The sequence below is a fragment of the Colwellia sp. genome (genome assembly GCF_013214175.1).
Classification (GTDB): domain Bacteria; phylum Pseudomonadota; class Gammaproteobacteria; order Enterobacterales; family Alteromonadaceae; genus Colwellia.
The window spans coordinates 310,755-336,308 of sequence record NZ_JABSPA010000001.1 but is presented as its reverse complement, the minus strand read 5'-3'; the positions used below and the strand labels follow the sequence as shown (position 1 = coordinate 336,308).

Genomic DNA, 25,554 nt, shown 5'->3' with positions numbered 1-25,554 from the left:
TACATAGCTCAGTTGGTTAGAGCACATCACTCATAATGATGGGGTCCCAGGTTCGAGTCCCGGTGTAGCCACCATTTTATTCAGTAAAATCAGTTTATCAATCTCCCCGTAAAATTAAAAAAACATCTAGAAAAACTCCTGTAATATCTCAGTTACACTGTAACTATCCTTTAAAATTAATAGCACTTCAAAATCATTAAAGTTTAGATCTACTCACTAAATCCATTTATTGCTTTCTCGGTTATGTTAAAAGCTCTGATTATAATGTTTTATTTAATGTGAGGGTTCAACTCCCCCCTATAGAAAAATAGATAAAGAGTTAAACCTTTAACCGCCAATCACAGTCCCTATAGGCCACAAGCATAAGCCAGTGCTTTATTTTTTATTGTACTGTTTAGGAAAGGGACTTTATTGACGGCTAATAAAGCTAAATTACGTGCCGCTTTAATCACTGGTGACGGGTGGCTAAAACCTGCATATAAAGCGTCCATGGTAGACATCATCAGCAAGTTCTCTTTACGTCTCTTTTGCTCATATCGTGCTAGCACAGCTTCATCATGCCAGTCTTCGCCATTGGCGATAGCGTCAGCAATAACATGTTGTAAAGCGATAACATCTTTAAAGCCTAAGTTGACTCCCTGCCCTGCCATCGGGTTGATAGTATGAGCCGCATCTCCTAACAGCAGCACTCGCTTATGTTGATAAGTATTAGCATGCCTACGTGTTAAAGGAAAAGCACCTTTAGCCAGTACCTTAATGTCACCTAACTGCTTGGGGAAGTGTTTAAGTACTTGTTCTTGGAGTTGGCTATTGGTTAATAACGCTAGGCGAGTGATCTCATCACGTTGGTGGTACCAAACTAATGAGGCATAACCACCTAACGAACTTTCTCCGGCTAAAGGTAATAAAGCAACGGGCCCTGTTGGGGAAAATTGTTGCCAAGTAATATCTTGCTGGCTCATTGAGGTTTCAACATTAATCAACATAGCGGACTGTTGATAATCCCAGCCAGTTATACCAATAGCTGACATTTGTCTAACTTTTGATTGTGCTCCATCAGCGCCAATTACTAGGTTTGTCGTGATAGAGCTATTTGTTAGTATTAAAGTCGCTTTGTCATTATCTTGCGTTAAAGAAACTAAGCTGTCAGGGCAAAAAGCACGAATATTACTCATAGCATTAATTTGTTGCCAAAGCGCAAGTTGAATTAAGCGGTTTTCTACGATATGACCTAGGTGAGTTTCTTCGATGTCATCGGCATTAAATTCTGTGTAGGCACTTTCATGCTCCCAAACACCTAGGCGTTTGTAAGGGCAAGCGCGCCATTCATTAATTTGTTGCCAAGCGCCAATTTGGCTGAGTAGGTTTTGTGAAGCCAAAGAAATGGCTGAGACACGTAAATCAAAGCTTTGCTCCGCAGAATAGTCTTTTGGCTGGTACTGCTCAACCAAAGCTACCTGTAAACCAAGCTGTGCTAAGGTCAGCGCACTTGCTGCACCTACCATGCCACCACCAATAACTACACAATCAAAATGTTCCATACTTTAGAATTCACAACAATATTGTAATATGGCTTTATTTTACCCAAGCGGAAGGCTATTTTCGACTGCTTTATTACATTAATCATGTAAGTACATCACTTTAGCCCAAGAGTTTAGAGTAAACACTGGCTTACAGACCTAAAATGAGCAGCCCGTTGACGATAACGGTAAGAGAACATCGTTCAGAATTACTAAAATTACCAGCAAGCTTATGAACATACTTTTTTTAAGGTTACAGTGATACCCTTATATTCTCGTCAAGGCACAGAAAAATATCGATTTTGGTGTTCGTATTGACTGATTAATTATCATCAAAGGAGTCAATTTGTGAGTACGCTACATTAAAAATAGCTAGTGCCATAATTCCACGACACTCATTTACTCTTTACCACTAAAACTTGTTTACTATTAAAAACATGGGTATATTATCTTTGCTCTAATATTCTGATCGTGCTTGAAAAAATCAACCGTCAGCTGAACTTTTTTACAAGTCAAATAGTAGCAGCACACAGTCAGAATATATTGTTTTAGATTCTAAATTTAAATAATAAGGAAATAGCTATGTCAGCATTAAGAAAACAAAAACATTTACACATCACAGATGATATCAATTTAGTATACGATTTTACCGAAAAACCTAACCGTACCAATTTAAAAGCTCACGAAGATAGAGCGATAGTCGCAAAACTTCGTGCCGACTTGGTATTGCCAAACAATAAAATCCTCACCGTAGATATAAATTTTGATAGCACCAGTGGCTTCCACAACAATACTATGATGATTATGGATGACTTTGGTGTTGAGATGTTAGTTACCGGTTTTGCCGTTAAATACGGGCAAGAGTTTGCTGATAAGATTCAAAAAGCTTGGAATGAAAAACAAGAACTTAGTGACCCACGTAAACCCACTTATATGCTAGTGCAAAAACCAGCTAACGATGATTGTATGCCAAAGATATTTGTTGCCTGTGGCAAAGAAGCGCATGAAAATAAAAATATACCGTCGGTTATTTAGCTTTATGTTATTAAAGTGGCGCAATGTTGCGCCACTCAATTTAGCTGGTGTTTTTTTATTGATTGGCTTTTTGAGTTTTCTACCTGCCAACACCAGCTTTGCTCGCGATTCTTTTGAACTAAACAAGTTCACCAATATTAATAAAATACTTCAAGACCAGCAAGGCTTTATTTGGCTTGGTGGTCAGCAAGGTTTAACGCGTTTTGATGGCGAGAAAAGCATCAATTTCTCTTATGATAACCCTAAGCACCTGCTACCGTTTAACTGGGTACATGATTTTGCCCAAGACAATGATTTTTTATTAATGGCAACCGAAACTCATGGTTTATGGCGCATGAATACTAAAACGGGACAAGCACAAGCCATAGTTTCTGAGGTTGATGACAATAGTTTTTATGAAGTGGCTATTTTTCGAGAGAATTATTACTATTTTCAAACGCCTAGTAGCTTTTATAGATATCAACCAAAAACAAAAAAAGTAAATTTAATTGCCGATGATATAGCTGTAAATAAAATAGTTCATACTAAAGAGAAGCTTTATATAGCAAGTAATTCTGGGCTATACCAACTTCAAGATAGCAAATTAGTTAGGCTTATTAGCCAGCCCATCACAACTGCTTTAGCTCTTAACAATACCCTAATAGCCATCACAGCCAGCCGCATTTATGCGATAAACGATCTTGGTGAGCAGGTTTCCCTCACCGTAAAGGAAAGTATTTCTCAAGTAGCTAAACACTATAACCAAGCCAGTTTTTTTACCGTTGGTACTCAGGGCGTGATAAATAAATATTCGGCGAGTGATTTAAAGAAACTACCGCATCGTTTTGAAAAAATAGAGGCAAGCAGGGTACTTAGCATGTTACATGATAGCTCAGGTGTACTGTGGCTAGCTAGTAACCAAGGAATTGATAGGTTGTATGAAAGTAGCATTAAAGATCACCCGAAAGTATTTGATATTAAGACTAATGCCAATGAAATCGCCCTACTCAATAATGAAATAATTATTGGTAGTTATGGCCTAGGGTTACAGAATTTCATTAGTAAGATATTTGATGAAAATAGTAATAATAAATTCACTTCAAAAGGATTAAAAATAACTAATTTAGCAGTGATTGAATATGAGTTATTTATTGCTACTTTTGACGGGTTATGGCAACTAAATAGGGACTCACAGCAAGTAAGCAGAGTGACTTTTCCTGATAATAATAAGTTGATTTTAAAGTTAAAATACAAAGATAACTTGCTGTATATTGCCACCAATGACAATGGTTTATATGCATACGACTTAGCGAAACAAAAAGTCATCTGGAATATAAAGTCCGAAGATGGGCTAAGTAGTTCAGAAGTTATTGACCTTTTACCTTTAGCCAATGGAAAGGTGTGGCTAACCACAGCAAAAGGTCTTGATATCTATGACTCAAATACAGGAGTAATAACAAATGTTGAAATTCCTGGCGGTAAAAAATTAGTTGCCATAGCCCTTGCTGAAAACAAAGTATTTGCCGCCTCTCTGGGCGATGGTATCTTTGCGCTTAACCTACAGGGGCAGTTATTAGCTCATATTGGCCAAGGGATTAGCTTTAGTGGTCTGCTGATCGAAAAAAATGAAATATGGGCATCAGCCAGACCTGGCCTATATAGGTTAAACCCTAAGAACTATCAACTAAGCATGTTGGAAAATACCGGAGAGTATTCTTTTATTGGTAGTAGCTTAATACATAATGATATTTTATATTCTTCTCACTACGGTGGGATATTAGAGTTAGATTTAGCCAAGCAGCCTGTGTTTAATCCTAATATACTTATCAGTAAAACCACTGTTTCAGGTGAATCCTACTTACTCAACAAAACGATTAAAGTGGCGAGTAGTAATGACTTAATCACCTTAGATTTGGCTAGCCTAGATTACCGTCCTGGTTTGGCTAAAAAGTACCAATATCGAATCAATAATCATCGTTGGCAAGCAATAAGTGGCTCTCAACTAACCCTAACAGGTCTTGCTTCTGGTGATTATAATATAGAAATAATGGCAACCAATAGCTTAGGTCAATGGAGCGACAATAAAGCATATACCGAAATTCATGTTGCTTATCCATGGTATTGGACGGTAGAACTGAGAATCCTCTATGTCATATTAATATCATTTATCGTGTTATTGGCTTCTTGGTTACTTTTTTTACGGGCAAAATCAATTAAACGTATTCATCATTTACTGAAAGATGACATGCGAAATTACGGTCGAGTGATGAAAACCATTCAACGAAATTTGCAACTGACGTCCACATCGCTAGCAAGTAATGACTTAGAACAAGGTAAGCAATTAATTGAGAAGACTATCTCGATACTTAAAGAGAGTATTATTAGCCAAGAGCCTGACAACCTTGCCGGAAAAACCTTAGCAATAGCGGTTCCTTTTTTAGCTGAGTATATCCATAGCAAATACGAAATTAACTTGCACGTTAATCTTGATGATAAAGTGGATAGCCTTACTTATGAATTAAAGGCTGATGTCTATAAGGTGATATTTGAAGCAATCATGTCTGCCACCTTCAAAAGCGAAGCAGGAAACTTTAGCCTGACGTTAAAAGAGGTCAAACAAAAACTATGGCTTACCGTTAATAGCGACAATGACTCATTTAGCCAACTCACCAGTAAAGTTCATTTCGATCTTGCTAGCTATACTATTCGTCAAATCATCAATAAACATCACGCCTCGCTTAATACGTTTTCAAACGATGACGGCAGTAGTCAGCTAGTAATAAGCTTCCCACTAATGACCTTGAATTAGTTTGTCATTCCCATACAAAACTCAAAATAATGAAGACATTTACAACTAGTTGCCTTATTAATTCGAAATTAGTCTGCAATTGGTATAAAATACGCCTCCTTTTATCTGTGCTGGGATTGCTTAGGCATTTTCCAGGACAATTTGTGTGTGAAGAGTGAAGTAAATGAGTAAGAAGCTATATATCAAAACTTGGGGCTGTCAAATGAACGAGTATGACTCGCAAAAGATGGCAGAATTGTTGGATTCAACCCATGGATACTCCTTGGTTGACGAAGCGGAACAAGCTGATGTTATTTTGCTTAATACTTGCTCTATTCGCGAAAAAGCACAAGAGAAAGTCTTTCATCAACTAGGTCGTTGGAAACGTTTGAAAGAGACTAAGCCTGATTTACTTATTGGTGTAGGTGGCTGTGTTGCCTCACAAGAAGGTGCTGCAATACGTAAACGAGCACCTTTTGTTGATATGATTTTTGGCCCGCAAACCCTACATCGTTTACCTGAAATGATTAATCAAGTTCAACAATCAAAGAGTCCCGTTGTTGATGTTAGCTTTCCAGAAATTGAAAAATTCGACCGTCTGCCTGAGCCTAAAGCTGACGGCGCTAGTGCTTTTGTTTCTATTATGGAAGGCTGTAGTAAATACTGTACCTTCTGCGTAGTACCTTACACCCGTGGTGAAGAAGTTAGTCGTCCTCTTGATGATGTGCTCTATGAAATCGCGCAACTTGCTGCGCAAGGCGTACGTGAAGTAAACCTACTAGGTCAAAATGTGAATGCTTATCGTGGTGAAACACACGATGGCAGTATTTGTCGTTTTGCTGACCTGGTACGTTTGGTTGCTACTATCGATGGTATCGATCGTATTCGTTATACCACCTCGCACCCGGTTGAATTTACTGATGACATAATTGAAGCCTATGCTGATGTGCCTGAACTAGTAAACCACCTGCATCTTCCGGTTCAAAGTGGTTGTGATCGCATCCTAACGCAAATGAAGCGTGGTCATACCGCCATTGAGTATAAATCTCAAGTACGTAAGCTGAAAAAAGTACGTCCTGATTTATCTATGTCTTCTGATTTTATTATCGGCTTCCCGGGTGAAACCGATGAAGATTTCAAGGCAACTATGGACTTAATTAAAGCGGTAGATTTTGATATAAGCTTCAGCTTTATTTATAGCGCTCGTCCTGGTACGCCAGCAGCGGATTTACCTGATGATATTAGCGATCAAACGAAAAAAGATCGTTTGAAACTTCTACAAGACCAAATAACACATCAAGCATTACGTATTGCCAGACAAATGCTAAACACTGAGCAGCGTGTTCTGGTTGAAGGTCCGTCAAGAAAAAATCCAATGGAATTACGTGGTAAAACAGAAAACAACCGTACGGTTAACTTTGTTGCACCACATAGTGTTATTGGCCAATTTGTCGATATCAAAATTACCGATGTAATTGCCAACTCTTTACGTGGTGATTTAGTCCGTGAAGAAAAAGACATGGGTCTGCGAATCGCCCATTCCCCTGCTGATATTTTGGCGAATAATCACCACACGGCAACGCCAAGTAACCTAGATGAATTAGGTGTAGGTACTTTTACACCATAGCAGCCCATTGGGCAGTATTAAGCACTTAAAATTTAACAAAGCGGAAATGAATTTGACCACAGCAACGACTAAGTCACGAAAGTTAAGCCGAGAAGTTTTTAACTTGGAGCCTGTAGACAATCATAGGCAAGCAAACTTATGTGGCCCTATGGATGATAACTTAAAAACTATCGAACGCCGCTTAGGTGTAGAGATAAGTTACCGAGGTCATGAGTTTACCGTCGTTGGTAAACCGTCAAATTGTCAGGCTGTGGTTAAAGTTCTCAAAGGTCTTTATCTTGAAAGCCAAGAAGTAAAAGGCGATAGTAATATCATCTCTCCAGAAATGGTGCATTTAGCCATTCTAGAAGCTGATTGTCTCGAGCAAGAGCCTGTTAAGGATCAAATATCAGCCGAGTTAAATAATCAATTAGATAAAAAGTTCGATGATATGGTAACCATTAAAACCAAGCGTGGTGTCGTTAAACCGCGCAATGGTAACCAACAAGCTTATGTGCAAAACATCATTACCAATGATATAACCTTTGGCGTAGGTGTTGCAGGTACCGGTAAAACCTATTTAGCTGTGGCCTGTGCCGTAGATGCATTAGAGCGTCAAGAAGTGCGTCGTATTTTACTCACTAGACCTGCCGTAGAAGCAGGTGAGAAACTAGGTTTCTTACCTGGCGACTTATCCCAAAAGATAGACCCTTATTTAAGACCGCTTTATGATGCTCTTTTTGAAATGCTTGGCTTTGAAAGAGTTGAAAAACTGATAGAGCGTAATGTCATAGAGATTGCACCACTTGCTTATATGCGTGGCAGAACGCTGAATGATGCCTTTATTATTTTAGATGAAAGTCAAAATACCACGGTTGAACAAATGAAGATGTTTTTAACCCGTATTGGTTTTAACTCGCGTGCTGTTATAACAGGTGATATTACGCAGGTGGATTTACCTCGTCATCAAATGTCTGGTCTTCGCCACGGCATTGAAGTTTTACAAAATATCCCCGGCATTAGTTTCAACTTCTTCCAGTCTAAAGATGTCGTCCGTCACCCCGTTGTTGCCAGAATTGTCGACGCTTATGAGAGTTATGAGCAAAAGATAAATAGACAGAAGCAAGAAAAGAAAGATGCACAACAAGCAAGTAATGCTAAGAGCAATTTAAGCTAATGGCTCATGTAATAGATCTACAAATTGCATGCGAGCAAATCGAGTTACCCACTAAAGCGCAATTCCAACTATGGGTTGATAGTGCTTTAGCAGAAGTGACGAGTGAGCCTGAGCAGGAGTTTGAACTGACCATTCGTTTGGTCAACAGTGCCGAGAGCCAGCAATTGAATAATCAATATAGAGGCAAAGATAAACCAACCAATGTATTATCTTTTCCTTTTGAAGTTCCTGATGGCATAGAGCTTAACTTATTAGGTGACTTGATTATTTGCATTGAAGTTATGAAGCAAGAAGCACAAGTACAAAACAAAGCCTTGTTTGATCATTGGGCACATCTTGTTATTCATGGCTGCTTGCATTTAGTTGGCTTTGATCATATAAGTGACAGCGAAGCCGTTGAAATGGAATCTATCGAGATTGCTATTTTAGAAAAGTTAGGCATTAATAACCCTTACTTAGAACAGTAAATTTAACTATTAATTAAACAAATATACTTAACGAACAACTTAATTCATAACGTGTTTAATAACATGTTATGAATATAATAAAGGAAGAAGAATAGCTCCATGAGCGTTGACAACCCCCACTCTAGTAACGGTTCAGCCAGTAAGTCCTTATTGCATAAAATTATGCAAGTTCTAACACCTGAGCCGAAAAACAAAGATCAATTGGTAGATGTATTAAACAATGCTCAAGATAGAGACTTGATAAATCCTGAAACTAAACAAATGATCAAAGGTGTTTTAGACGTTTCTAAATTGCGTGTTCGAGAAATAATGATCCCACGCTCACAAATGGTTACTATCGATATTAACCTTAGCCTTGATGAATTCCTCCCAATTATCCTAGAGTCTGGTCACTCACGTTTTCCCGTTGTTAATGAAGATATCGATCACGTTGAGGGTATTTTATTAGCAAAAGATCTACTGGCTTTTGGCTTTAGCTCACAACATGATGACTTCAAGCTCAGCGATATCATTCGACCTGCCATTATTGTTCCCGAAAGTAAAAAAGTTGAACCGCTATTAAAAGAGTTTCGTTCTAACCGCTATCATATGGCTATTGTTGTTGATGAGTATGGCGGTGTTTCCGGTGTTATCACGATCGAAGATATTTTAGAACAAATTGTCGGTGAAATTGAAGATGAAACTGATGACGAAATCGAAGAAGAAATTAAACATCTAGCCGGAAATGTTTACTTAGTAAAAGCCCTTACTGAACTGGGTGACTTTAATGACTACTTCAATTGTAGCTTTAATGAATCCGACGCGGGTACCATTGGCGGTATTGTTTTACGCCAGTTTAACCATTTACCGCAAAAAGGTGAGCTCTTTACTTTAGGGCATTTCGAATTTAAAGTACTGGTTGCCGATAGTAGACGAATACAGATGCTTCAAATCAGTGTTGCTAAAGGTCATGAAATAAACGGTAAAGTGAGTGACTAATATAAGCAAAGGCGCTATTTCTCAATCAATAAGAAACAAACTACTAAACCCAAACCATTGGTTATGCTTCCTTAGTGGTTTTTTCTTAGTTTTTGCTTATGCACCATTTTCCTATTGGTGGCTAGCATTAATATTACCTAGCATAATGCTACACCAAGTCAGCCATGCTCCGCCTAAGCTAGCCGCTAAAAAAATGGCTTTATTTGCCTTTGGTTGGTTTAGTAGTGGTATTAGCTGGGTGCATGTCAGTATTGATCAATTTGGTGGTTTACCACTGATAGTCTCTTTGCTACTGATGCTTGGCTTATGTGCTTACCTAGCCTTATTCCCAGCACTTGCTGGCTACTTAACAGCACGTTTTTCTAAAAACAAACAAGTGAATTTGTGGCTATTGCCGCCTATTTGGCTTTTTTGTGAATATTTGCGTTCAGTGGTATTAACCGGATTCCCCTGGTTATCACTGGGCTACAGCCAAATAGACAGTCCATTAGCAACCTTTGCGCCTATTATCGGTGAGGTTGGCCTTACCGGCATCGTGTTGATATTAAATATCTGCTTGGTCAAAGTTTACAATATTTTGTCGGCCTTATTTAAAGAGCAGAGCCAAGACACGAATACCCCCACATCTAGCAAAGGGTTAATTTTTCCTGTTGTCTTAGCGACAATCGTTATTGTTACCAGCTTGGTATTGAGCCAAGTTAGTTGGACTATGTTAACGGGAAAGAGCGCTAAAGTAGCGCTTATTCAAGGAAATATTGCTCAATCGATAAAATGGCAGCCTGAACAAGAATGGCCAACCATGCTCAAATATCTCGACTTAACACGAGTAAACTATGATGCTGACCTTATTATTTGGCCTGAATCAGCTATTCCAACACTTGAGCCAGCAGCTCAAGATTATTTAAGTACAGTTAACCGCTCAGCCATCTTAAATAATAGCGCCATTATTACTGGTTTAATTAATTATAATTTTGAAAGCAAAGAGTATTTTAATGCACTGCTTGTTCTAGGTAAAAAGAATGCTGAAGACCAACAAGGTTATTATTACAATCACAGTAATCGATATTATAAAAGCCATTTGCTGCCTATTGGGGAATTTGTACCCTTTCAAGAGTGGTTACGCCCATTAGCGCCCTTCTTTAACTTACCTATGTCGTCTTTCACTGCAGGTAATTATATCCAGCCAAATCTAGTGGCTAATGGCTTACATATATTACCACTTAACTGTTTTGAAATAGCCTTCCCAACACAGTTAGCGGCTAACTTAACCAATAAAACAGATATGATCCTCACGGTAAGCAATGATGCTTGGTTTGGTGACTCTCATGGCCCACATCAGCATTTCGAAATTGCTAGAATGCGCGCGCTAGAGTTTGGTCGCCCTTTAGTTAGAGCGACAAATAATGGCGTTACCGGTATTATTAATCATTTAGGTGAGGTTACCGCCATAGCGCCACAGTTCGAAGAAGTGGTACTTAGAGGTACTGTTGAGTTTGTTACTGGCGATACGCCATACAGTCGATGGCCAAATTTAATTTTATGGCTAATGATACTATTGCCACTGATGACACTGAAAGGTTTTAAGTTTTCGTAATAAATGTAAAAGTGGCTAGATAAGCCACTTTGCTAGAGATCATCTTTTATAAATAGTAACTGCTAAAAATTACACTTTATTTTTTGGTTTGTTTAGGGTGAAGAGATATTTTATTACGACCGCTTTCTTTTGAGCGATACAAGGCTGCATCAGCACATTCAATCCACACTTCATGGTTTTCAATACTCTCATCAACTTCAGCTATGCCCATACTAATAGTATAGTTAACCGTAATATCGTTATAGCTGACAATAGCTTCACTGACTTCCTTACGCAGTCGGTCAGCAAATACAAAAGCATTTTCAATCGATGTATCAGACAATAAAATGGCAAATTCCTCACCACCATAGCGGCCACAAATATCAGTTTCTCTAACATGGTGGCGAATTAAGCCTGAAATGTGACGAATAACTTCATCGCCAACAATATGACCATAAGTATCGTTGATATTCTTAAAGTGGTCAATATCGATCATCACCAAAGAGCTTGAGTGCTGGCTACGGCTCCAGCGTTTATGTTCTGCTGATAAACATTGCTCCCAGTGCGTTCGGTTGAATAATTGAGTTAAGCCATCGGTTTGACTCAATATGGATAATTCTTCATTCGCTTTTTTCAGGCTTTGTTTATGCATTGCTGTATCGGTGACATCATAAACAAGTAAACATAAGTGACTTACTTCACCCGTTGCAGACAGTAGCGGGATAAAAGTAGTATTTTGATACATAAAGTCTGCACTACCCGTTACAGGGCGGTAACTATCGAACTTGAATAAGTAAGGTCTTTGCTCCCATATAGTAAATGCTTTATTTTTCAGTAAAAACACCGATTCAGCTTTACGGGTAAACCACTCTCTAGGTATCTCAGAAAACAGATCAAATATCAGCTTACCTTTTGCTTCACGGGGGAATAATCCGCTATGGTTTTCCATAAAGCCATTAAATATCTGGATATTAAATTCTTTATCTAGCACTACCAGACCAACATCAATGTTATGCAACATTTCCATTAACCAATGCAGTTCATTTAGTTGTGATTTTTCTATGGTCATAGCCATTCCTGTCAGTACTGTCTCGCACTTACTTGTGTCACTTGTTAATAGCAACAAGCTAATTAATTTACTGCCATTAACTCAGTCATTAATCAATCAAGTAGGCTAACTTATTATTAAGTGTTGTCATTGATTTTTCTGTGAAAAGTAATAACAAATCACACTTTATTGGGTAGTTTTCTATGCTATAGCTAATTTCAATTGCTAAGGTTTTTTTCCATTTACTGGCATTGTTGGCAATTAAGTCAGAGATTTTTCTATGTTGTCCCAATACCTCTGGATGCCCTTGACTGAACTGAATATCAAGTTGCTCTGATACCCCTTTTAAACAAGCGCCAATAAGTACATTAGCCAAATCCATTAATAATTCTAATTCGGTGCCCATATCAGCATCATATTGATAGTTCATCAATGACGCGACATCTTTAAAGCTTGAATCATTTAGGATTAATAAAGCCTCCCCTGAAATACCCGCGCTGATAAAGCCTTGGCAAATACCTGAGGTACTTTCATGGTTTTCGATATCTTTTAACGCCATACGAAGTTCACTCACTTCGATGAAGTTAACATTAGGAATGGGTAACTCAACAAAAACATTGAGTAAACGTGCCAGTAGATCCCCTGCCCGTCCCATAGCAACATTGGCAATTTCTTGATAACAATCACGCATATCTGCTGATAAAGTCATCTCTGGCTCAGTGCTCACAGGCTCACTTTCAGCGGTAGAGACATCAAACTGATTAGAAAGAAGCGCTTCCTGGATATCAAATTTTGCTACAGGGGGCTTAGTTGGCGCTATATTGACAGCGGATTCGGGCTCTGTCGCGGCCAGTTCTTTAGAAAAAACCCCGTAAGAAGATAAAACCTTGGTAAGAATTTCTTTATTAACTGGTTTTTGGATAAAACCTAGTGCGCCCAAGCGGGTAACACGTTGATGAGCTTCGGGTTGAATATCTCCCGATATCACTATGGTAAGTGTCGGTAAGTCCTGTGCCAAAATGGCTTCAAGCACTTGATAACCATCCATTTCTGGCATATTTAAATCAAGTAACAGTACATCTCCTTTGCCTGCCTTTATCGCCTCAATTCCTTCTATACCATTGGCGGCAAAACTTATCTCTACATCCCAACCATCAGGTAATGAACGCGCCACTTGTTTGCGCGCCATATTAGAATCATCACAAATTAATAATTTAGTGGTCATATTAATCTTGAGCCTTACATAAACGATAACTAAACAACTACAACGGCGAGTAAAATTATATCTAGCCTCTATAGATAACCATAGAGTATCCAACATAAAACACAATGATAAAGTTCTATTTATAGAATTTATATCGTTAAACCGCTAATATCAGTTCACCTTAACCATTATTTTCAATAAATCATGAAATTTTCTACTTCAAACATCAACTTATATGCTTTTTTAATCGCCACTTTTACCCTGACATTTAACTGTCAGGCATACTCTTTTGATCTGGATAAGCTAAAACAATCCAATAATTTGGTCAAAGCTGGCGACAAATATGTCACCCTTTTAGGAGAGCAAGTAAATGTTGGTGAACAAGCACCACAGTTTAAAGTAGTTGATAAAAACTTTGCGCCAGTCACACTTAAAGATTTCCAAGGACAAACCTTACTTATTTCTGTGGTGCCGAGCTTAGATACTGGAGTTTGCTCTATTCAAACCAAGCGTTTTAATGAAGAAGCGGCCAAGTTACCGACAAATATTACTGTTTTAACCATCAGTAATGATCTTCCTTTTGCTCAAAAACGTTTTTGTGATGTTGAAAAAGTCGATAATATTAAAGTATTGTCAGATTCAGTTTGGCGTGACTTTGGCGTTAACTATGGTTTATTAATAAAAGATATGGGTTTGCTTACCCGTGCGATATTTATCATTAATGATCAAGGCAAGGTTGTATACAAAGAACTTGTTGCCAACATATCACAGCACCCTAATTATGATAAAGCCCTAGCAAAGGTGAAATATACTGCCCCGGTAATGGTTGTGGATGGTGCAGCCATTAAAGAATTAGCAGTAAAAAAAACTAAAAATAATTAACTTAAAATACCAATAAAAAACAATCAATTAAAATAACACCCATATATTTATTCAACTTTATTCTTGAAAAGTCAGTAAACAATCCCATCTCTAATTGTGTAGTCGCCGTAAGGGGCTACACAAAAACATAGCCTGTTCATTGTGAAAGGCTGCATTATTTTAAAAAGATATGTTTATCGTAGTTCTATTCTAGGCAATATAGTTTTGCTAGAAAATGACTCAACAGATAACGTCACTATTTAAAATAATAACCATTTTATTGCTATATATTAGGATAACTTATTATGCGTAACTCCCCAGATTTCAGTCCACTATACCGTTCATTTATTGGTTTTGACCACCTAGCTGGTTTAATTGATAAAGCTGCACGAGCTGACAAACAATCATCATATCCACCTTTTAATATTGAACTTATTTCACAAGATAAATACCGAGTATCAATGGCTGTCGCAGGCTTTAGTGAGCAAGAGTTGGATATCGAGACCAAACAAAATAATTTAATTGTTACAGGCACAAAGCCGGTAATTAAAGAACAAGCAGAGAAAAAATTTCTGCATCAAGGTATTGCTGAACGGAACTTCGAGCGTAAGTTTCAATTAGGTGACCATGTTAAAGTCATAGGCGCCTTTATGGAAGATGGCCTGTTACATATAGACCTTGAAAGAGAAATTCCAGAAGCATTAAAACCACGTAAGATAGCCATTAATGGCAAAAGCTTACTTAATGCTGAGAGTTAAGTGGTGATATTTAAACCTTAACTTCCTTTATGTTTCTCCTTTTGTTTTTTGCCCAGTCTGTGACTGGGCTTTTTTTGTTTTAGTCGTTTAGGTCAAACGCTCAAACAGCTAATCAAGTAAACACGGTCAACGCTTAAAACTCCAGCGAAAACAAGATTTCAGCTAAGTCTGGCTGCCATTGAAAATCTTTAAGCTTTATTTTACTACCAAGCACGACTACCTGTTCATCTTGCAAATGCTGTTTTTGCTTAGCAAAGTATTCACTGCCTGATGGGAAAGATATTTTACCTTGTGAGTTAATCACTCGAAACCAAGGCACACTTTGTCCGCGCCACCCATCTTTTGGTACATTACCCAAAGCTTTGCCAACCAATCGAGCCCGACCAGGTAAACCGGCCAAGTCAGCTATTTGCCCGTAACAGGCAACTTGACCTTGAGGGATTAATTGTACCGTTTGCCATATTTGTTGGTAATGAGGGTTTATCATTGTTTGGCGAGTCTCGTTTCAGCTAGCCTTAACTAGTAAGTTTTGAATTGGCAATTTGTTAGTCGTTAATTAAGAAATTAGCCATCTGTTAATCATTAATTAACGAGGGAATTACGTTATCATAGCAGCACAAGAGAAAATATAGTGAGCAATGGTCTACTGACCCTAAGGAATTACATGAAAATTTGGGTGGATGCTGATGCCTGTCCCGTGGTGATCAAAGAAATATTATTTAAAGCGGCGGATAGAACAAAAATAGCTATCACCTTAGTGGCTAACCATCATATTCGAGTACCGCCATCACCTTTTATCAAATTTATCCAGGTACCTAGTGGTTTTGACATTGCTGACGATGAAATAGTTAAGCGAGTTGAAAAAGGAGATTTAGTTATCACCAGTGATATTCCACTGGCAGATGAAGTAATAGAAAAGTCGGGGCTAGCCCTGAGTCCGCGCGGTGAACTTTTTACTAAAGAAAATATAAAGTCTCGGCTCAACATTCGTGATTTTATGGATACTATGCGCGCTAGTGGTGTGCATACTGGTGGGCCACCAGCGCTAAATCAAACTGATAGGCAAAACTTTGCTAATCATCTTGACCGCATTATTACTCAGTTTAAAAAGTCCCAATAAGCAAAGTAAAACGTAGGCTAAACGACATTAAGCAACTAGATACTAATAAAAAAGGCAGGTACTCAAGTCAGTACCTGCCTTTTTCAGTTTCAGCTAGCTTATTTATTGCTTTATTCTACTTTTTTTAAGTTAGTTCTTTTGCAGTAACAACGCTTTTATTTCTATCAGCTCTTTTTCCAATTTATCAATTTGTGCACGACTGGCAGGCTCACCACCATCGCCACTTTCGCCATGTTGCTCTGCGCGAAACTGATCATGCTCTTGGCTCATCACTTCTAGTACCGTGCCCACCATCATGTTTAAAAAGATAAAAGCAGTTAAGAAAATAAAGGTCAAATAGTAAATCCAACTTAAGGGGTACACTGCCATGGTTTCGTACATAACATCGGTCCAATCTTCAAAAGTAGCGACTCGAAATAAGGTCAACATTGAGATAGAAACATCGCCCCAGAGTACTTCATTAATCTCATGGAAATACATACTGCCTATGGCAGCGTAAATATAAAAGATAACAAACATCAACAAGGCGATATAGCCCATACGAGGTATGGCTTTAAGTAAGGCATTAATCAACAAGCGTAATTCTGGCACCATTGATACTAAGCGTAAAACACGAAACACCCTTAATAGACGCGCCAATAATACCCCTGAGCCTCCTGTTGGCACTAAGCTGCCAATAACAATAACCGTATCAAAAATATTCCAACCACTTTTGAAAAAGTTCTTTTTCTCAGGACAAGCTAAAAAACGAATTGATATCTCTACAGCAAAAAATACCGTTACAGCAACATCCAAAAACAAAAGCACAGCGACAACATTAGCGGAAAGATTGTGAGTTTTAGCACCTATCATTAGCGCTGATAATAAAATAACGGCAATAACAATGCCTTGGAAAGCTTTACTCGTGTCTATTTTACTTAACTGGCGCTGAGCCTTAATTATCATAGCGGCCATTATTTAACACCTACTGCGGCATCACTAACGTGGGAATTACTGCGACGTTCTTGCCCAAAAGTGCCCATAGGACCATGACCCGGAATAAAACGCACATCATCTCCTAATGGAAATAGATTTTTACGAATAGAATTAATCAAAGTGGCATGATCGCCCCGAGGGAAATCTGTACGACCAATTGAACCGCTAAATAAAACATCACCCACTTGCGCAAGTTTTGACTGACGATGGAAAAATACAATATGGCCTGGGGTATGACCCGGGCAGAAATAGACTTCAAAAATTATATTGCCAAAACTCACTGTATCGTTCTGTGCTAAAAATCGATTCGGAGTGAATTTTTCTGCATAGCTAAAGGCTGCACCAAACATTTGTTTTTGCTGTTCGATAGCATCTATCCAAAACTGATCTTCTTTATGCGGACCTTCAATGGCAACATCATAATCTGTAGCTAACGCATTTGTTGCGCCTGCATGGTCTAAATGAGCATGAGTAATTAATATTTTCTCTAGGGTTAAGCCATGTTTATCGATAGCGGCTTTAATTTTTTCAATATCACCACCGGGATCAACTACCGCAGCCTGTTTGGTTTCAGTACACCAAAATAAAGTACAGTTCTGCTCAAAAGGCGTTACCGGGATAATTTCATGATTTAACATAACTTGCTCTTCAATAGTTATTTAGTAATCCGTATAAGAAAGTGGTCACTTCTTTATGCGAAATAGTATTATTTACAAATGGCGGCATTATATCATAAGTTTTTGCTAGGCATGGCGGGCATAAATGTAACAAAAGCAATGAATAGTACTTCCCCTAAGCATCCTAACTCGGTAAGCTTTGCCCAACTAAATTCAACGGCTAATTAACTATTTATGAGCACTGCTTCTACTCGTGATTCTTTTCATTCTCGTCTTGGTTTTGTACTCGCTGCAGCGGGTGCTGCCATAGGTTTAGGCAATATATGGGCCTTTCCCACACAAGCGGCAAATAATGGTGGTGGTGCTTTTTTAGTTGTTTATTTACTGGTGACTTTTTTACTCGCCCTGCCCGCGCTTTATGCGGAAATATATATTGGCAACCATGCACAAACCAACCCGGTAGCAGCTTTAGCAAACGCCTGTGGAAAGCGCTTTAAAAGACTTGGTCATAACGCTGGCATAATTGGTATTATCGGCGCAATGATGATGTTGAGTTTTTATACTATTGTCGCCGGCTGGATGTTAGCACATGCCTTAGCATCGTTAGCTGAGTTAGTTGGTTTAATGAATGTCTCTCAATGGCTATCAACTTCAAGTACTCTGCGTAATATCATCTTTACCCCTATTTTTATTGTGCTCGGCGCAGCCATAGTACATCAAGGCGTACATAGCGGCATTGAGCGTTGGTCCGCGCGATTGATGCCAATGTTATTGGTTATGTTGCTTGGTTTAGTCATCTATATATTGCAACAAGACGGTGCTGCTGAAGGTTTAACACTTTATTTGGTGCCTGACTTTAGCCAAGTCACTGAGCCAAAACTGATTATCTCAGCCATGGGTCAAGCTTTTTTCTCTCTGGCTATTGGTGTTGGCGCTATGATGGCTTATGGCTCGTATATGCCTAAGGGACAAAGTATTGGCAAGTTAGTACTCTCGATAACCTTACTTGATACTTTTATTGCCTTTATTGCCGGCTTACTCATTATTCCGGCACTGTTTGTCGCTCAACACGCAGGGCAAGAAGTCTTTGTTGACGGTCACTTAATTGGTGAAGGCCAGCTAATTTTCAACATTCTGCCAACGCTATTTAGTTCCATGGGCACTGTCGGCTTAGTTGTCTCTTTTGCTTTTTTTGCCTTACTATCAATTGCTGCTCTTACCTCGACAATCTCCTCAACTGAAGTGCCGGTAGCCTATTTAATTGAAGATAAAGCCATGACTAGAAAACGGGCTACTTGGTTGGTCTCAGGGTTAGTTTTTATTGCCAGTATGTTACTTATTGCCTTTTTTGAACAACTCTTTGGCTTAGTGATCCAATTGCTAACGACTATCTTACAACCACTTATGTCACTATTTTACTTTATCGTGGTCGGTTGGTTGTGGAAGCGTGGTAATCAGTTAACGGACATGGCCCAGCTAAACCAAAATAGAACATTAAAGTTACTAGGCTTTTATTTACGTTTTGTCTGCCCTATTTTATTAGTCGTTGTCTTTGTTAATGTAGCTTTTTAACAGCACGCTCTCGAAGTTATTAACTTAAAATTGTGGCAAAAAAGAGCTTCTTGCCACTATTTTAAGTTGGAATGATAAACTTTACTTACTCGATTAACTCAACATCTTCATCAGCTAACTCCACCTGTTCTATTTTCTCAAAGCGCGTTGATATTTTATCTGCCGAGGTATGAATTTGCTTCACATCGGTTGCCGCTTGATCTATATGTTTAGCAAGATTGGCAAAACGGCCTTTAAAGCGATTGAAGTCTTGTGCTAAGTCAGACAAATGTGCTTGAATAATATGGATTTGCTGACGAGTCGCCTCATCTTTAAGTACTGAACGCGCGGTTGTTAGTATTGCCATTAACGTGGTCGGTGATGCCAACCAAACTCGTTTTTTATTAGCATATTCTACTAAGTCACTTTGATGTCCGTGAATCTCCGCAAAAATGGCTTCAGCCGGAATAAACATAATGGCACCATCTGCGGTTTCGTTATCAATGAGATACTTATCACTGATGTCATTAATATGTTTTTTGATATCGATTTTAAACTGACGCATAGCTGATTTTCTTTCGCTCTCAGGCGCTTCAAAGTCCATCATCTTACGATAATTTTCTAACGGAAATTTAGAATCTACCACGACATTACCGGTAGGTTTTGGTAGAAAGAGTACACAATCGGCTATTTTACCGTTTGATAAAGTATGCTGCAGCTTAAAGCTTTGCTCTGGCAACACATTCCTGATCAGGCTATTTAATTGCACTTCACCAAATGCACCCCGTGAGCGCTTATCATTAAGTACGGCTTGTAAACTAACCACATTGGTCGATAACTCGGTAATTTTCTTCTGTGCATCATCTATTAATGCCAAACGCTGCAATATATCACTAAAGGTTTTGGTGGTTTTCTCAAAGCCCTCGCTCAGGCGCTTTTCTACCTGGCCACTGATCTCTTGTAAACGCTTATCGGTAGAGTCAGTTAATGCATCAATACGCTTGGCCATTTGTTCACTGCTTTGCGCCAGTGTTTTCGCCAACTCATCTCTATTGCTAAGACCTGCGGCATTTAAGTGTGTGATGAGTTGGTCAAGTGACTGATTTTGATTTAGATTTAATTGCGATTGTAGCTCATTAAATTGACGTAACAGCTTGATGCGCAAATCAGCCATTTGCTGTTCAAAACTATTAGCTAACTGTAATTGCTGCTTTTCTTGTAACTGGCTAAGTTGTTGTAAAAATTGCGTCTCGGTTTGTTTTGCCAGCTGACTAGCCAAGGCAATATTGTGCGCCTGATAACGTTTTTCTTGCTTTGATAATCGAATCAGCACCAGTATTAATAGCAAGGCCAACGTAACAAAAGCCAGTACAGGCAACCAAGTCGATAGCAACTGCTGTTGCTCTAAGGTAAAAGTCATTTTTATCAATCTCAATAAGGTGCCCAAGGCACTACACTGTAAATATTACCAGTACCAAGATAAAAGGCAATAGCCAAGGCATGGTAAAAATAAAAGTAAAGCTAAAAATAAAATAATGACTAGCGGAAAACGCACAAGCTAACGGCAGTATTAATAATCTATGCCTATACTCAATTTCCTTACTCATTTATTTTTTTTAACCGCCGAGTGCTAACTATGAAACAAACGACTTTAAAGCAAATTACAATAAAGCAAGCCACTAGCCCGTTAAGTAAAACAATCAATATTATTTCTTATTTAGCCTTGCCTTTAGTGGTAATAACTTTAGTGAGTTGCTCTAAAGCGCCGCCAGTAGCAGTAAGCGAATGTGAAACCGTAGTCAGTCATGTAAAGAAAGTATTAAAGGACAGAGCACCGAGTCAGTCGTCAATGCTTAAACAGTGTAAAGCAGCTACTGATGAAGCTAGGGGCTGTATCATGGCTGCTGATAAACCGATGAAACTTTTGCAGTGTGATTTTTAGTTATCTTTGCTTAAATCTGTTTTAGCCTTAAGCTATTTTTCCTGCACAAAAATTGCTAAGGCAGATAATATAATGGTCAGTAATTACTGTCTCGTTGCTTTTACTACAAGGCAGGAAAACTACCGGGTAACTAATATTGCTACATCCCATTTCTGACACTAGCACTATGTCAAACACTTGAAATATTTAAATAAAAAGGGGCGAGCTAATCAATGATTAACGCGTCCCTGTTGATTTTATGACTTTATCAATTTTAATTCCAATTAATAATGCCCTATTTCCTTATTCAGCCATGCCGTTATTAAATATGATGAAATAGAATCGCCACTGCTCATTCGGTATGGCGCACTGTCTGCGCTATCGGTAACCGAGCTATCTGTCACTGAGCTATTTAGAGAAAACTTACTTAGTTGCTCGCGTGAAAACCACTGAGCATCTTCTAAGCTATCTTGACTGGTGTCTATCTTTTCACTGTTCGCGACAGCGGTAAAACCTAGCATGATAGATGCGGGAAATGGCCAAGGCTGTGAGGCGATATACTGAGGATTTTCAATCTCTATTGCTGATTCTTCTACTACTTCTCTGATCACAGCTTGCTCAAGGGTTTCACCTGGGTCAACAAAACCAGCAAGTGTTGAATACATGCCCTTAGCCCAACTGGCTTGTCGACCTAATAAGCAACGCGGAATACCATCGCTAAACATTTTCTCTACCAGCATGATGACCGCAGGATCGGTACGTGGAAAGCTCATGTTTCGACAATCAGTGCAACGCCTAGCATGTCCGGCTTCAACCGAACGATTAGCATTGCCGCAATGACCACAAAATTGATGACTTATATGCCAATGCACTAAGCCTTTTGCCAACGCCAAGATTGAAGCATCAATGGCAGATAAGTTAGCTGTGACTTTTCTAAGTCCTTGCCATTGCCCAACTTCCATTAACTCCTCCTGAGTGGAGAAGTGTAATTTATTAAAATCGATAGTAAAAATGGAAACAGCTGCCAGCATATTATTTCCACTGCCTTCACCCAAGTGCCCTTTGCTCAAGTCTCCTTTACCTAAGCTTCCTTTACCTAAGTAAATGCAGCTATCAATATGTAAAGTAGGCAGTTGTATTTTACTCAAGTAAATAGGATTAAGTTCATCGGTTTGTTCAAACAGGCTCATGCCATCATTAATAACGCAAAATAAAGTATCTGGGTGATTAAACTCAGTACTCAACCAACGCTTATTATTCCGGTGGTTAGTGCATCTATCTAACGGCATATTGCCATAAGCTAATGTCATAATTTGCTTTCTTCCTTAAGTGCTTGTGCCCATTGTGATGACCAGCTTCCCAAAGGAGAAATTATGGCGAATAAGTCTACGCCTTGGTGGGATAATTGATAACCTGATGCTTGGCTTTCTATAAGTTGCAGTGTTTTGAGTTCTTTTAATCGGGTATTTAGTAAGGTCGGTGAAATTTTCTCACAACGTTGTTGCAGCTCTCTAAACGTTGCCGGCCCCGTATGTAAATGCCAAATGATACCTAATGACCATGTCCGGCCAAGTAAATCGAGTAATGCCATAATAGGCTTACCGGTGGTAGAGCCGCGTACTTGCCTACCAGGTAGTGGGATTGCCATAGTCCTTCCTGCAATAATATAAATATCATCTAAAGTTCAATGATAAAACACCATGCTACAGTATTTGTAGCATGGTGACTATAGCAAGTATTTATGCTGTCCATTAGTTATTAGCAGCGGGTTATTTTCAATAAGCTAGGTGTAGTGAATAGGTAAGTAGATATTAAATTGGCTACCTTGACCAACTTTTGAGTTGACCTCAATACGGCCATGATGATCTTCAATAATTAATCTAACGATATGCAGCCCTAAACCTGTGCCCTTGCCCACCGGCTTAGTGGTAAAAAAGGGATCAAAAATACTTTTCAAATTCTCTTGGCTAATGCCCGCGCCATCATCTTCAAAACTGACATTAATCTCTTGTTGAACAACCCGTGAAGAAATACAAATATTGCCTTTAGTTTCTATGGCATGAGAGGCATTTACCAACATATTTATAAACACTTGCAATAACTTTTGTGGAAAACCTATTACCTCAGCATTAGCTTCTAAGTGTTTGCTTATTGTTACTTTGTATTTAAGTTCATTCGCCACTAAAGTAAGGCTTTTTTCAATTAATTCATCAATGCATATCGCTTCCGGTAGTTTGTCATCAATATGGGCATAATTGCCTAAGTCTTTGATGATTTTACTTACTCTTGCGGCGCCTTCTAACGTTGATGCGATTAAAGGTTCTATATCATCAAGGACAAAAGCTAAATCTTCTTGTTGATAAAATTCTTGGGCGGCGCTTTTTTTGCTCGCTATTTTTGTTAACTCTATATTTGTTAATTCGATATAGGCCAGTAATGGTTTAAAATAGTCACTAAGTACATCCAAATTACTGCGAATATAGCCAACCGGATTATTAATTTCATGGGCTATACCTGCAGACAATTGACCAATAGAGGCAAGTTTTTCTGCGTTTATTAGCTGTTCATTTAATGAAGATAGTGCTTTTTGGCTATGCTTTCTCTCATTAATATCATTTAGGGTGATCAAATAATGCACCGCGGCCTTGATGGTTATTTTCCGACCTGAAAACTCAATGTGTGGATTCTCAAAACCGGGAGCAAGTAAAGACTCTTCCATGTTTTTTAAAGCAATCTCACAATCAAACTGACCATCTAAGGTTGCCAACGCGGGGACAAAATTAGCCACCGGTTTATCAATGATATGCGCTTTATCTCTTAGCAATAATTTTTCAGTTTCAATATTGCATTCTTTTATCAGCCCGAATTCATCTACCAGTAGTACCGAGCAAGGTATGGTATCCATTATAATATTGGCTTTGTCATTTGCCCGAATAACATTGAGTCGCTCTTGCTCAGCTCGCATTTTTTCAATGGTGATATGTTGAGTAAATTGCTGAATAGCCCTTGATAAGGTAACTACTTCGGTAGGAGCTCGGGTTTGTCTAAACTCAACATTCGACCCTGCAGCTGGTGGCTGCTGAGCTAAGGCGGTAATATTTTCAAGGGGTTTTACTATATATTTACTAAAACAGCTAACCGTAAATAAAATAAAGAATAAATAGAGCGAAACCACCAGAAAAGACAATTTAGTAAAATTGTCCTTGGCTACTTTAACTTGCTCACTCAAGGATTGATTGTCACGCAATACTAGGGCTGACACTTGCTCTAGGTCACTAACATATAGTGTGGTGACCCTGTCAGACTCAGCAATCTTAGCTTGCCAATAGTTATGTTCTTGAATTGATATATGGGAGAATAAATTGACGATAATATCATTTTCTTCCGTTGCGGCAATGAGTTGTAAAACTAAATTATAACCTGCTTTATTTATTAGCTTGTCCTTTACACTCGTTAGGGTTTGCCTTAGTTGTACTGATTGCTCATTAATCCCCTTTGCTAAATAGGTTTGCCGACCAGAAAAGAGTAAGTCTTGAGTGGTTAGCCAAAGCTGCGACATAGTAAATACATGGTCAAGGTTCTGTACTAGCAAACGTGATTGATAATGGGCTCGAGATATCTGCTCAACCTTTTGATATTGATGCCAAAGGCTTGCAAAAATAATCACACCCGACAGTAGCGTCGATATAGCTAATAGCTGATTGTAATTAGAAATCTTCATCATTAATTCGCCATTTTAGTTAGAAAGATGAAAGCTTAAGCACAGTTAAAGCTTTTCCAATTCTTCTCCCCATAAAACTTCTGTAAGTAACAAGGTTTTCAGTGCGCACCTAAGAACCACGTTGGCTAACTCATGAGCCCCTTGTGCATTCGTTAACACACTTTTTTTGGCCGTAACACCGTCGGCACTTAACTGCTGCTTCAAGTCTTGATAGTTTTTACCAATAAACATGTGCTTAAAGTCGCTTTGTTGGGCAATTTTCTTTTTAGGGCTCCGACAGCGCTGAAAAACAAAGTTAGTTATTCTTAAGTCTTTATCAATAGCCCAGACTATTTCGACTAAGCCCCAGTCACTTTGCTCGGATCTTACATGAACATAACCTAGGATTTCCTTACCGAACATTGCGATATACAAGGTATGTCGACCCAGCTCACTAAAGTGTAAATCATTACTAGGTAGTGCAATTTGTACTTGTGATCTAATGTTGTCATCGACCGTTTTAACAATAGAAAGTTGATTGGTTTTTTGTGGATACAACTCTGCTATTTGCGCAACGGGGTCACGTAACGAGCAATAAGCGATGGCATTGACATTACCCGATAGCAATATCAACATGAGTAAAATTAGTATTAATACAATAGCGTGCATTTTCATA

The 25,554-nt window shown here is 38.6% G+C and carries 23 protein-coding genes; 12 read left to right on the top strand and 11 right to left on the bottom strand.

Annotated features, from left to right (window positions below):
- Positions 1-347: 347 nt before the first annotated feature.
- The gene (locus HRT55_RS01420; RefSeq protein WP_291618293.1) at positions 348-1,541 is read right to left on the bottom strand and encodes an FAD-dependent oxidoreductase; all 1,194 of its coding nucleotides are present in this window, start codon (positions 1,539-1,541) and stop codon (positions 348-350) included.
- A gap of 561 nt (positions 1,542-2,102) precedes the next feature.
- Between HRT55_RS01420 and HRT55_RS01415 the strand changes: the two genes are divergently transcribed.
- The 7 genes from HRT55_RS01415 (at position 2,103) to lnt (ending at position 11,144) form a co-directional block, all read left to right on the top strand.
- Entirely contained in the window at positions 2,103-2,555 is a 453-nt protein-coding gene (locus HRT55_RS01415; RefSeq protein ID WP_291618291.1) for a hypothetical protein, read from the top strand.
- Positions 2,524-5,343, top strand: coding sequence for a triple tyrosine motif-containing protein (locus HRT55_RS01410; protein ID WP_291618289.1), 2,820 nt, complete (start codon positions 2,524-2,526; stop codon positions 5,341-5,343). Before HRT55_RS01415 ends, HRT55_RS01410 begins: the two co-directional genes overlap by 32 nt.
- Before the next feature lie 163 nt (positions 5,344-5,506).
- Positions 5,507-6,949, top strand: coding sequence for a tRNA (N6-isopentenyl adenosine(37)-C2)-methylthiotransferase MiaB (gene miaB, locus HRT55_RS01405; protein WP_291618286.1), 1,443 nt, complete (start codon positions 5,507-5,509; stop codon positions 6,947-6,949).
- A gap of 148 nt (positions 6,950-7,097) precedes the next feature.
- Positions 7,098-8,105: a PhoH family protein gene (locus HRT55_RS01400; protein WP_291618801.1), complete on the top strand. Its 1,008-nt coding sequence runs from the start codon at positions 7,098-7,100 to the stop codon at positions 8,103-8,105.
- Positions 8,105-8,572, top strand: coding sequence for an rRNA maturation RNase YbeY (gene ybeY, locus HRT55_RS01395; RefSeq protein ID WP_291618284.1), 468 nt, complete (start codon positions 8,105-8,107; stop codon positions 8,570-8,572). The genes HRT55_RS01400 and ybeY overlap by 1 nt, the downstream gene beginning before the upstream one ends.
- A 99-nt stretch (positions 8,573-8,671) precedes the next feature.
- The gene (locus tag HRT55_RS01390) at positions 8,672-9,550 is read left to right on the top strand and encodes an HlyC/CorC family transporter (RefSeq protein WP_291618282.1); all 879 of its coding nucleotides are present in this window, start codon (positions 8,672-8,674) and stop codon (positions 9,548-9,550) included.
- A complete protein-coding gene (lnt, locus tag HRT55_RS01385; protein ID WP_291618280.1) occupies positions 9,543-11,144 on the top strand; it encodes an apolipoprotein N-acyltransferase in 1,602 nt (533 codons plus the stop codon). Before HRT55_RS01390 ends, lnt begins: the two co-directional genes overlap by 8 nt.
- Before the next feature lie 76 nt (positions 11,145-11,220).
- On the opposite strand, the gene HRT55_RS01380 is transcribed toward lnt, so the two are convergent.
- Positions 11,221-12,192 carry a GGDEF domain-containing protein gene (locus HRT55_RS01380; protein ID WP_291618278.1) on the bottom strand — a complete coding sequence of 324 codons (972 nt, stop codon included), beginning with the start codon at positions 12,190-12,192 and terminating at the stop codon, positions 11,221-11,223.
- An 88-nt stretch (positions 12,193-12,280) separates the two neighbouring features.
- Positions 12,281-13,396, bottom strand: coding sequence for a response regulator (locus HRT55_RS01375; protein WP_291618277.1), 1,116 nt, complete (start codon positions 13,394-13,396; stop codon positions 12,281-12,283).
- 183 nt (positions 13,397-13,579) lie between these two features.
- Between HRT55_RS01375 and tpx the strand changes: the two genes are divergently transcribed.
- Together tpx and HRT55_RS01365 are read left to right on the top strand one after the other, a co-directional pair.
- Positions 13,580-14,257 (top strand): thiol peroxidase, encoded by a 678-nt coding sequence (tpx, locus tag HRT55_RS01370; RefSeq protein ID WP_291618275.1) that lies wholly within the window; start codon positions 13,580-13,582, stop codon positions 14,255-14,257.
- Between the two features lie 284 nt (positions 14,258-14,541).
- The gene (locus tag HRT55_RS01365) at positions 14,542-14,994 is read left to right on the top strand and encodes an Hsp20 family protein (RefSeq protein ID WP_291618274.1); all 453 of its coding nucleotides are present in this window, start codon (positions 14,542-14,544) and stop codon (positions 14,992-14,994) included.
- A gap of 133 nt (positions 14,995-15,127) precedes the next feature.
- Here HRT55_RS01365 and HRT55_RS01360 read toward each other — a convergent pair whose 3' ends face one another.
- Positions 15,128-15,481, bottom strand: a complete 354-nt coding sequence (locus HRT55_RS01360) for an MGMT family protein (protein ID WP_291618273.1) — start codon at positions 15,479-15,481, stop codon at positions 15,128-15,130.
- Between the two features lie 177 nt (positions 15,482-15,658).
- Between HRT55_RS01360 and HRT55_RS01355 the strand changes: the two genes are divergently transcribed.
- The gene (locus tag HRT55_RS01355; RefSeq protein ID WP_291618272.1) at positions 15,659-16,114 is read left to right on the top strand and encodes a YaiI/YqxD family protein; all 456 of its coding nucleotides are present in this window, start codon (positions 15,659-15,661) and stop codon (positions 16,112-16,114) included.
- A 129-nt stretch (positions 16,115-16,243) separates the two neighbouring features.
- Here the strand turns inward: HRT55_RS01355 and HRT55_RS01350 are convergent, their stop codons facing one another.
- Both HRT55_RS01350 and HRT55_RS01345 read right to left on the bottom strand, forming a co-directional pair.
- Positions 16,244-17,068, bottom strand: a complete 825-nt coding sequence (locus HRT55_RS01350; protein ID WP_291618270.1) for an ion transporter — start codon at positions 17,066-17,068, stop codon at positions 16,244-16,246.
- The gene (locus HRT55_RS01345) at positions 17,068-17,727 is read right to left on the bottom strand and encodes an MBL fold metallo-hydrolase (RefSeq protein ID WP_291618269.1); all 660 of its coding nucleotides are present in this window, start codon (positions 17,725-17,727) and stop codon (positions 17,068-17,070) included. The genes HRT55_RS01350 and HRT55_RS01345 overlap by 1 nt, the downstream gene beginning before the upstream one ends.
- A gap of 213 nt (positions 17,728-17,940) precedes the next feature.
- Between HRT55_RS01345 and HRT55_RS01340 the strand changes: the two genes are divergently transcribed.
- Complete coding sequence (locus HRT55_RS01340; protein WP_291618268.1) at positions 17,941-19,278, top strand: sodium-dependent transporter; 1,338 nt, start codon at positions 17,941-17,943, stop codon at positions 19,276-19,278.
- Between the two features lie 85 nt (positions 19,279-19,363).
- Here HRT55_RS01340 and HRT55_RS01335 read toward each other — a convergent pair whose 3' ends face one another.
- A complete protein-coding gene (locus HRT55_RS01335) occupies positions 19,364-20,677 on the bottom strand; it encodes a DNA recombination protein RmuC (RefSeq protein WP_291618267.1) in 1,314 nt (437 codons plus the stop codon).
- A gap of 216 nt (positions 20,678-20,893) precedes the next feature.
- Between HRT55_RS01335 and HRT55_RS01330 the strand changes: the two genes are divergently transcribed.
- Positions 20,894-21,199, top strand: a complete 306-nt coding sequence (locus HRT55_RS01330) for a hypothetical protein (RefSeq protein ID WP_291618266.1) — start codon at positions 20,894-20,896, stop codon at positions 21,197-21,199.
- A gap of 263 nt (positions 21,200-21,462) precedes the next feature.
- Here the strand turns inward: HRT55_RS01330 and nudC are convergent, their stop codons facing one another.
- The 4 genes from nudC to HRT55_RS01310 all read right to left on the bottom strand — a co-directional run bounded on the left by nudC (position 21,463) and on the right by HRT55_RS01310 (position 25,553).
- Positions 21,463-22,488: an NAD(+) diphosphatase gene (gene nudC, locus HRT55_RS01325; RefSeq protein ID WP_291618265.1), complete on the bottom strand. Its 1,026-nt coding sequence runs from the start codon at positions 22,486-22,488 to the stop codon at positions 21,463-21,465.
- Positions 22,485-22,826, bottom strand: coding sequence for a helix-turn-helix domain-containing protein (locus HRT55_RS01320; RefSeq protein ID WP_291618263.1), 342 nt, complete (start codon positions 22,824-22,826; stop codon positions 22,485-22,487). The genes nudC and HRT55_RS01320 overlap by 4 nt, the downstream gene beginning before the upstream one ends.
- 135 nt (positions 22,827-22,961) lie before the next feature.
- Positions 22,962-24,902 (bottom strand): ATP-binding protein, encoded by a 1,941-nt coding sequence (locus tag HRT55_RS01315; RefSeq protein ID WP_291618261.1) that lies wholly within the window; start codon positions 24,900-24,902, stop codon positions 22,962-22,964.
- Positions 24,903-24,944: 42 nt separating this feature from the next.
- A complete protein-coding gene (locus HRT55_RS01310; protein ID WP_291618259.1) occupies positions 24,945-25,553 on the bottom strand; it encodes a hypothetical protein in 609 nt (202 codons plus the stop codon).
- Position 25,554: the final 1 nt, after the last annotated feature.

What these genes read in the sequence shown, in the direction of transcription:
- HRT55_RS01380 (WP_291618278.1), bottom strand. Translation starts at nt 12,192, where the DNA reads ATGACCATAGAAAAATCACAACTAAATGAACTGCATTGGTTAATGGAA.
- nudC (WP_291618265.1), bottom strand. Translation starts at nt 22,488, where the DNA reads ATGACATTAGCTTATGGCAATATGCCGTTAGATAGATGCACTAACCAC.
- HRT55_RS01315 (WP_291618261.1), bottom strand. Translation starts at nt 24,902, where the DNA reads ATGATGAAGATTTCTAATTACAATCAGCTATTAGCTATATCGACGCTA.
- HRT55_RS01355 (WP_291618272.1), top strand. Translation starts at nt 15,659, where the DNA reads ATGAAAATTTGGGTGGATGCTGATGCCTGTCCCGTGGTGATCAAAGAA.
- HRT55_RS01360 (WP_291618273.1), bottom strand. Translation starts at nt 15,481, where the DNA reads ATGATAAACCCTCATTACCAACAAATATGGCAAACGGTACAATTAATC.
- miaB (WP_291618286.1), top strand. Translation starts at nt 5,507, where the DNA reads ATGAGTAAGAAGCTATATATCAAAACTTGGGGCTGTCAAATGAACGAG.
- HRT55_RS01400 (WP_291618801.1), top strand. Translation starts at nt 7,098, where the DNA reads ATGGATGATAACTTAAAAACTATCGAACGCCGCTTAGGTGTAGAGATA.
- HRT55_RS01330 (WP_291618266.1), top strand. Translation starts at nt 20,894, where the DNA reads ATGAAACAAACGACTTTAAAGCAAATTACAATAAAGCAAGCCACTAGC.
- HRT55_RS01320 (WP_291618263.1), bottom strand. Translation starts at nt 22,826, where the DNA reads ATGGCAATCCCACTACCTGGTAGGCAAGTACGCGGCTCTACCACCGGT.
- tpx (WP_291618275.1), top strand. Translation starts at nt 13,580, where the DNA reads ATGAAATTTTCTACTTCAAACATCAACTTATATGCTTTTTTAATCGCC.
- HRT55_RS01365 (WP_291618274.1), top strand. Translation starts at nt 14,542, where the DNA reads ATGCGTAACTCCCCAGATTTCAGTCCACTATACCGTTCATTTATTGGT.
- HRT55_RS01310 (WP_291618259.1), bottom strand. Translation starts at nt 25,553, where the DNA reads ATGAAAATGCACGCTATTGTATTAATACTAATTTTACTCATGTTGATA.
- HRT55_RS01415 (WP_291618291.1), top strand. Translation starts at nt 2,103, where the DNA reads ATGTCAGCATTAAGAAAACAAAAACATTTACACATCACAGATGATATC.
- HRT55_RS01390 (WP_291618282.1), top strand. Translation starts at nt 8,672, where the DNA reads ATGAGCGTTGACAACCCCCACTCTAGTAACGGTTCAGCCAGTAAGTCC.
- HRT55_RS01340 (WP_291618268.1), top strand. Translation starts at nt 17,941, where the DNA reads ATGAGCACTGCTTCTACTCGTGATTCTTTTCATTCTCGTCTTGGTTTT.
- HRT55_RS01335 (WP_291618267.1), bottom strand. Translation starts at nt 20,677, where the DNA reads ATGACTTTTACCTTAGAGCAACAGCAGTTGCTATCGACTTGGTTGCCT.
- ybeY (WP_291618284.1), top strand. Translation starts at nt 8,105, where the DNA reads ATGGCTCATGTAATAGATCTACAAATTGCATGCGAGCAAATCGAGTTA.
- HRT55_RS01345 (WP_291618269.1), bottom strand. Translation starts at nt 17,727, where the DNA reads ATGTTAAATCATGAAATTATCCCGGTAACGCCTTTTGAGCAGAACTGT.
- HRT55_RS01410 (WP_291618289.1), top strand. Translation starts at nt 2,524, where the DNA reads ATGAAAATAAAAATATACCGTCGGTTATTTAGCTTTATGTTATTAAAG.
- HRT55_RS01375 (WP_291618277.1), bottom strand. Translation starts at nt 13,396, where the DNA reads ATGACCACTAAATTATTAATTTGTGATGATTCTAATATGGCGCGCAAA.
- HRT55_RS01350 (WP_291618270.1), bottom strand. Translation starts at nt 17,068, where the DNA reads ATGGCCGCTATGATAATTAAGGCTCAGCGCCAGTTAAGTAAAATAGAC.
- HRT55_RS01420 (WP_291618293.1), bottom strand. Translation starts at nt 1,541, where the DNA reads ATGGAACATTTTGATTGTGTAGTTATTGGTGGTGGCATGGTAGGTGCA.